Raw genomic sequence first — 6,590 nt, forward strand, 5'->3', positions numbered from 1 at the left:
TTGCTAACGAATTCGTTCCAATTCTTACAGGTTCTGCATTTAAGAATAAAGGTGTTCAACCTATGCTTAATGCAGTTGTTGATTACCTTCCTAGCCCATTAGATATACCTGCTATTGATGGTTTAAAAATGGACGAAGAAACACATGACGAACGTCACGCAAATGACGACGAACCTTTCTCTGCTCTTGCATTTAAGATTGTTGCTGACCCTTACGGAAAACTTACTTTCTTTAGAATCTATTCTGGAAAGCTAGAAAAAGGTCAAGAACTTTATAATTCATCGCGCGATAAAAAAGAACGTATTGGTCGTCTACTTCGTATGCACGCTAGTGATCGTGAAGATATCGATATTGCCTATGCTGGTGATATTGTTGCTGGTCTTGGTTTTAAAAACACTACTACTGGTGACACACTTTGTGACAAGAATAATCCAATCATTCTTGAGAAGATGATTTTCCCAGAGCCTGTTATTTCTGTTGCGATTGAGCCAAAAACCAAACAAGACCAAGACAAGCTTGCTAAAGCTCTTGGTTCACTTTCTGAAGAAGATCCAACTTTCCGTGTTCATACTGATGAAGAAACCGGCCAAACTATTATTGCTGGTATGGGTGAGCTTCACCTCGAGGTTCTTGTTGATCGTATGTTCCGTGAATTTGGTGTTGAAGCTAATGTTGGTAAGCCACAAGTTGCTTATCGCGAAACTATTACAGGCAAAGTTGAGAAACATCAATACAAGCACGTTAAACAATCTGGTGGTTCTGGACAATATGCTGATGTTGTTATGAGCGTTGAGCCAAATGAAAAGGGTGCCGGTTTCGAATTTGTAAATAAGATTACTGGTGGTGTTATTCCTCGTGAATATATACCTGCTGTAGAAAAGGGTTGTATTGACGCTATGGAAACAGGTGTTCTTGCTGGCTATCCTGTAGTCGACGTGAAAGTTACTCTTACTTATGGTTCATATCATGATGTTGACTCTTCTGAAATGGCTTTTCGTATTGCTGGACTTATGGGTTATAAAGAGGCAGCGCGTAAAGCAAAGCCTGTATTGCTAGAACCTATGATGAAAGTTGAAGTTGTTACTCCTGAAGATTACATGGGTGATGTTATTGGTGATATTAACTCACGTCGTGGTCAAGTTGAGGGTATGGTTCAACGTGGTAATGCCCAAGTTATTACTTCGAAAGTTCCGCTTGCAAATATGTTCGGTTATGTAAACGAATTGCGTTCAAAAACTCAAGGTCGTGCAAGTTACTCTATGGAATTTGCTAACTACGAACAAGTTCCAAATGCTATTGCTGAAGAAATTGTTGCAAAGGTTAGAGGCGAATAGTTTTTACTAAACTTTGTAGATCTATCTAGCTGGTGGTGGCACGCGGGGAGTTTCGACTTTAAGTGTGCCTTCTAGTAATGAGGTTGGGTCATGGCGAAGTTCGCCATCCAACTCATGAAACAGTTTAGATCTTTCACTTTTTGGTCTGCTAGTTATAATTTCTAATTCTTTCCGTATAGCTTCGATAATTTCTTCCGGTCTTTGGCTTGTGAAGTGAAATTGCATAGGAGTCACTATTAGAGTCGTATCCACAACTAATATCGGGCTATCGTTTGCATCTGATTCAAGTATAGATCGATGCGTTACATGACCTGTTCTTGATTTCCCATTTTGATTTGCACCAAATTTTATTTCACTATGTTGAGTTTCAGGTATTTTTGAACTGTATAAATCTATATTTTCTGAGTTGCCTCTTCTAACCAATTCGTCTATAAATTTAATTTTCTCTAAAAATGACAATTTATCAAATTTCCTAAAATTATCTAATAATATCGGAATATTACCATTCTCTATTAAACTTGCAACTACAACATTATGATTTAAACCCTCAAATTTTTTAAGATTTTTAATTAATGCAAGTATTTCTGCTTCATCACCTTTTAACATTAGGTTGGCGATTCGGGTGTAAGTTTTTGGATTAAATCTAGAAATATTTTTAGCTAAAAGGTTACCTTTACCTGCAAAAATGATATCTTCAATAATTGATGAATCTAGGTATCCGCTTTTTCTTTTTTTGTTAAATAAAGCCTTATAATCACCAGATTTAACTAAGTCACGATCACTTATAGCGGGTCTGTTCGGTCTGCGCTTTGGGCGAATGGGCATAAAGCTATTTTACGACATATGGTACATTAAGTCAAAGTGTGTTAAAGCTAATTGTGCAGGTTGAGCTTTTCTGTTTGCAACTGTATTGATGATGTCTTTGCTTTTAGAAATCACAACGCATTATATACAAAACTATAACCAATAAAATTTGATCAAATACAAATATAATTAGAAAGCTAATATTTAAACACCACTTATAACAGATTTTATGGTGCTAAGTTTTAGATACCTGGTAGTTTTTCATGTAGTGCATGTGCACTAGAAGTCAGTTGATGGGAAATCGCTCTAATGCCATCACCGCCTGCTGCTGGCACAAGTTCTACTGCACCTACAAATGATCGTACCGTATAGGCTCCTGTGTCTAATGCGCCGTCAAGTACAGTGGCTGCTCCTTGAGGGAAGTTCTGAAGTTGGGCTGCCCCTCTACCCATTTGGTGTGCGTCTAACCCAATAGCACCTGTAGCAATTTGTTTGAAAGGTGACCCTAGGCCAGTCCAAAATGCTCGTGCCGTTCCGGAACCAACTTGTAGCAGTCCACCTCCGGCATTGGCCGAATTGTCACCAATACGCCCGAATGTACTTACAGTATAAGAACCATCACCGACCAAGGATGGGTACACATACCCGTCAGCGCCAACCCCCATAGAACCAGGAGGAGCGACTCTTTTTGTGCTAGAACCCTTTGATCGAGTCGAAGATACATTCTTGCCTGGTGGTTTCGTAGTGGGAATTTCGCCTGTTATTGGTGCTGGCCCTGGTATTACAGTTTTTGGAGAGCCCTGTGATTGAGCCGAACCACCAGATATTTGATCAACGGTAGGCATTCCAGGGTTGGCTTTAGCATATATCGCTTCGCTAAGCATATTCCCTTCAGCCTTTGCTTTTTTGAGCAATGCAACGGTGCCTGCACTTTTATCAGTAAAGAATGTCTTTAATTGTTTTGCTTCTGACGTGCTAAACCAATTTTTATCAGGTAGACCAGAATTTAGAGTTGCTTCAGCATTTGCATCATTCGCTTCAACGTCTGATGTAAATTGTTTCACCTTGCTAACTAAGTTTAGTCCCCTGAAATGTACATTCAATTGAACCATATCTAAACTGTTGTATGAATTGACTTGTTGTAAAATTTGTAAAGCACGAGCAAGTTGAGCTGTTGTCGATGATGTTTCGACGTCTGCTTTTGCTATTAAGTCAGTCAAGCCGTCTATGTCTGCTTGTTTTTCTGTAACGTCTGATTCTAAACCAGCCTTTTTTGTTGTTGTAAGTGCCACTGATGCATTAGCAAGCTTTCTTATACCTGGGTCTGGTGGTCCAGAAGCACTAAAGGTGGTCGCATCTATGTTTGCTGCCGTTTGGGTCTTTTTGGCTTGTGCTAAGTTCGCTTCAGCTGTTTTAAGAGATGCTTTAAGTGTTGCTAACTCAGTCTTGGCAGTAGCTAGAAGTCCTGTAAGTTTAGCTTTGAAACTGTTTACTTTCCCAAGTGAACTTTGATGGCTCGCAATGAGACTGGTTATTGAAGTCCCTATAGTAGCGACGCTGGCTTTAGAGTGATTGCGTTCAGCTTCAAATAAGACCAAATGTTCATTATAGGTAGCTGTTTGACTGTTAACTGCAGCGGTATCAACTTTAAATTCTGACATTATGCACCACCCTCTGCTAAAGATTTTGCTGAGTTTATAAATCCAAGACTAGGTGTTAACAATGAATCTTTAGCTGTTGAAGTAATTTCTGTTCTCACTGCTTCAGCTCCATTTAATGCATTTGAGATAGAGTCACCTTGCAAGGTGTCTCCTTCAAAAATGCTGCTACTTCGTTGAATCGAATTTACTATGGGTCCGAATAATGGTTGAACAGTGGCATAAGTTTTCACTTTGTTGTTGAAGCGTTCGTCAATATAACCTTGCAATTCACTTCGTAATGCGTTGAGATCCATCTTCATCCTAATCTTGGGCGCGTTTAATAAAACATTTTTATATAGTTTTTGCAAGGCCAGGTATATAGTGCGACTGGTCTTTAAATTTGTTGGGATATTTTTGATTTAAAGTTTATCTGCCGCTTGGAAGACACCCATTCCAGCTACTACGCCATTTGCAAACCTATCTAATATACCTGATATTTCTTCGATGTTAGGTCTAAATTGCCCTCTTAGGACTTCAATAGTTGCATCACGTCTCACACCGATCATATCGTTTCCAACACGGGCACTTATAACTTGATCAATTAATTGGTTTACATAATTTACGACATTGTTTTTTTGATCTGTGATTGTTCCACCGTCTGCATATTCTAATTGTACTGGCATTTTATATTTCCTTTCGAAATCTTTTGATAATTCAATTTATTTAATTTGCGTTTCTTCATCGTATAGTTCAATAAGATGAGCAAATTTACCTTCGCCAAGTGCAAAATCATCGAAAGCTCTAGATAAGTGTGCGATTGCAATTGCTTTTTCAGCGTTAAATCTGAAAATACTATCTGCAAATTTACCATCAGATCGACCTCTGAAACCAGCCACCATTGAGTTCATTCCATTGTCTATTTGGGTTAGCTGCGCTGAACCTTCCGAAGTTTTTCGCGCATCTGCATCTGCTCTTGCGCGGTCCTGTTTTAAGTTAGGTCTCATTGTTTTGTCCTTTCGACATATGGTTTGTCTTTTTTAGGGACTGGGTTATTTAAACCTTATGTCCTACTTCAGTATATTAAAATACAAATGCTTAAATTGCAATAGAAAATTATGAATTAATTTCGTTTAATGCGCGATAAACGTAAAAATGTATGATTAAACTGCTATTTATAGTACTTTTTGAATTTATAATGTAATGTATAAAATCAACATTACATTTGAAACCAAGAGAATAATGCATAAGAAAATGCTTAAGTGTGATAATTTTTATGAATGGTCAATTTAAATAACGAAATTTTACAAGAATACAATCGTGATCTATTGACAGTAAAAGTTCCTATTTCTCGTATAAAAGTTAGAGCATTAATAAAATGTGAAGATCAATATTTATTTATAAAACGTACGAGACCAGGAAAGATACGCCACTATATGGCTTTTCCCGGCGGTAGGGTTAAAAACTCGGATCGACCTGTGATAAAAGATAAATTTGATCGTAAGCACTTGCCTGAAATACTCCAGAGAGCTTTATTGAGAGAATTAAAAGAGGAATTGGCATGTCAACTAATAAAAATTGGGCCAATTCTGTCTATATCTAAAGTGAAAGAGCATGACCAAGAAATTCTCTTTTATGTGGAAGTTGGTTCCTATAGCTGGGAAGAAAGAACAGGGAAGGAGTTCTTTAATCCAAATAAAGGTACTTATGAATTAGTGACTTTAAAAACCGAAGATATCACTGAAGAGAATATTGGGAAAAAAGGTTTGCGTCTTAAACCAAAGATTTGGTTAAAATTATTGATTAAATTGTTTGATGATCAAAATCCGATATGATTAATTTATTGCAAATAAATAGATTTGTTTAGAGCACAACTTTTATTTTCCTATTCTGATAGTATAGTATTTCTTGTCCGAAAGACAAAAGAATAATAATAAGATGTCTCTCCCTAGAAGATCTAACGAAAGGTTGCCTCATGGCTAAAGAAAAATTCGAGCGCACCAAGCCGCACGTAAACATTGGAACTATTGGTCACGTGGACCATGGTAAGACAACACTTACCGCTGCTATTACTTTAACGTTGCAAGATAGATTCGGTGGAAAAAATTCAGCTGTTGATTTTGCAAACATTGATAAAGCTCCTGAAGAACGTGAACGCGGTATTACAATTAACGTTTCACACGTTGAGTACGAAACTGAAAAACGTCACTATGCACACGTTGACTGTCCTGGTCACGCTGACTATGTTAAAAACATGATCACTGGTGCTGCACAAATGGACGGAGCGATTCTTGTAGTTGCTGCAACTGATGGTCCTATGACTCAAACTCGTGAGCACATTCTTTTGGCTCGCCAAGTTGGTGTTCCATCTATTGTTGTTGCACTTAACAAATCAGACATGGTTGAAGACGAAGAACTTCTTGAACTTGTTGAAATGGAAATCCGTGAACTTCTTAACGAATATGAATTCCCTGGCGACGATACTCCTATCGTTCGTGTTTCTGCGCTTAAAGCTCTTGAAGGTGACAAAGATTGGCAAGATAAAATTGTTGAGCTAATGGTCGCTGTTGATGATTTCATTCCAGAACCAGCACGTGATATTACACTTCCTTTCCTAATGCCTATTGAGGATGTATTCTCAATTACTGGTCGTGGAACAGTTGTTACCGGTCGTATCGAGCGTGGTGTTATTAAAGTTAACGAAGAAATCGAAATTGTTGGTTTGAATGACACAACAAAATCAGTTGTTACTGGTGTTGAAATGTTCCGTAAACTTCTTGATGAAGGTCGCGCTGGAGAAAACGTTGGTTGTCTA

The 6,590-nt window shown here is 38.0% G+C and carries 8 protein-coding genes; 3 read left to right on the forward strand and 5 right to left on the reverse strand.

The window, feature by feature from the left end; genetic code table 11:
* On the forward strand, nt 1-1,334 hold a 1,334-nt coding region (gene fusA / locus KBF89_08550; GenBank protein ID MBP9116371.1), incomplete at its 5' end, for an elongation factor G.
* Nucleotides 1,335-1,355: 21 nt separating this feature from the next.
* Here fusA and KBF89_08555 read toward each other — a convergent pair.
* The 5 genes from KBF89_08555 to KBF89_08575 all read right to left on the reverse strand — a co-directional run bounded on the left by KBF89_08555 (nt 1,356) and on the right by KBF89_08575 (nt 4,782).
* Nucleotides 1,356-2,159, reverse strand: coding sequence for a hypothetical protein (locus tag KBF89_08555; protein ID MBP9116372.1), 804 nt, complete (start codon nt 2,157-2,159; stop codon nt 1,356-1,358).
* A 221-nt stretch (nt 2,160-2,380) separates the two neighbouring features.
* Nucleotides 2,381-3,799 carry a hypothetical protein gene (locus KBF89_08560; GenBank protein ID MBP9116373.1) on the reverse strand — a complete coding sequence of 473 codons (1,419 nt, stop codon included), beginning with the start codon at nt 3,797-3,799 and terminating at the stop codon, nt 2,381-2,383.
* Nucleotides 3,799-4,092, reverse strand: a complete 294-nt coding sequence (locus tag KBF89_08565; GenBank protein MBP9116374.1) for a hypothetical protein — start codon at nt 4,090-4,092, stop codon at nt 3,799-3,801. The genes KBF89_08560 and KBF89_08565 overlap by 1 nt, the downstream gene beginning before the upstream one ends.
* A gap of 105 nt (nt 4,093-4,197) precedes the next feature.
* Nucleotides 4,198-4,461, reverse strand: coding sequence for a hypothetical protein (locus tag KBF89_08570; protein ID MBP9116375.1), 264 nt, complete (start codon nt 4,459-4,461; stop codon nt 4,198-4,200).
* Nucleotides 4,462-4,497: 36 nt separating this feature from the next.
* Entirely contained in the window at nt 4,498-4,782 is a 285-nt protein-coding gene (locus KBF89_08575) for a hypothetical protein (protein ID MBP9116376.1), read from the reverse strand.
* Nucleotides 4,783-5,055: 273 nt separating this feature from the next.
* On the opposite strand from KBF89_08575, the gene KBF89_08580 reads away from it, so the two are divergent.
* Both KBF89_08580 and KBF89_08585 read left to right on the forward strand, forming a co-directional pair.
* Nucleotides 5,056-5,610: a hypothetical protein gene (locus KBF89_08580; protein MBP9116377.1), complete on the forward strand. Its 555-nt coding sequence runs from the start codon at nt 5,056-5,058 to the stop codon at nt 5,608-5,610.
* Between the two features lie 140 nt (nt 5,611-5,750).
* Nucleotides 5,751-6,590 (forward strand): elongation factor Tu (locus KBF89_08585; GenBank protein ID MBP9116378.1); only part of this gene is annotated, 840 nt, incomplete at its 3' end.

This window comes from Acidimicrobiia bacterium, assembly GCA_018057765.1.
Taxonomy (GTDB): domain Bacteria; phylum Actinomycetota; class Acidimicrobiia; order IMCC26256; family JAGPDB01; genus JAGPDB01.